Source organism: Vibrio sp. 1288 (assembly GCF_033344475.1).
The window spans coordinates 1-508 of record NZ_JAWPOX010001182.1 but is presented as its reverse complement, the minus strand read 5'-3'; the positions used below and the strand labels follow the sequence as shown (position 1 = coordinate 508).

1 protein-coding gene and 1 pseudogene are annotated in these 508 nt (G+C 50.0%); both read left to right on the top strand.

All coding sequences use genetic code 11. The annotated features are described in order from the left end of the window. Positions 1 to 134 (top strand): annotated as a pseudogene (locus tag R8O11_RS31570) (YscX family type III secretion protein); the annotation flags it as partial. A gap of 5 nt (positions 135 to 139) precedes the next feature. Then, the gene (gene vscY, locus R8O11_RS31565) at positions 140 to 484 is read left to right on the top strand and encodes a type III secretion system chaperone VscY (protein WP_318195431.1); all 345 of its coding nucleotides are present in this window, start codon (positions 140 to 142) and stop codon (positions 482 to 484) included. Positions 485 to 508 lie beyond the last annotated feature (24 nt).

The window sequence follows — 508 nt, the reverse complement described above, 5'->3', positions numbered from 1 at the left end:
CTTTAGCTCGTGTTCAGCAACTCGCACAGGAATCAGGCTCAGCGAACCTTGCTAAAGCCGCCGAAACGCTACAAAGCACACAACTGGACCAGCGTTACCTCACCATGGCGCTCAATCTTCTTATTCAGGTTTAACCCACATGCTAAGCACCAAAGATATTGAGCTGCTGCTGGTTCACGCTGCGCTTCAAGTTCAATACCAACAACCCGATCAAGCCATCGCGATACTGGATGCCGTTTTAGAACTCGAACCAGAACGCGAAGATGCGTTACACACGCTCGCGGTCGCGTGTTTGCAAACTGGCCGTTACACCCGCGCTGTTGCGATATGTGAAGGCTTACTGAAGTCGCAATCGCAGTCTGTGCAAGCGGCGGGAATTTGGTTTTGCTTGAGCCAAGCGCGCTGGAAACAAAATGACGTCGAGGGCGCACGCCAAGCGCATCGACGCTATCTGCAATTTTTACATAGTGAATCTCATGAATAAGTTGATCGATATTCTAAACAAAGT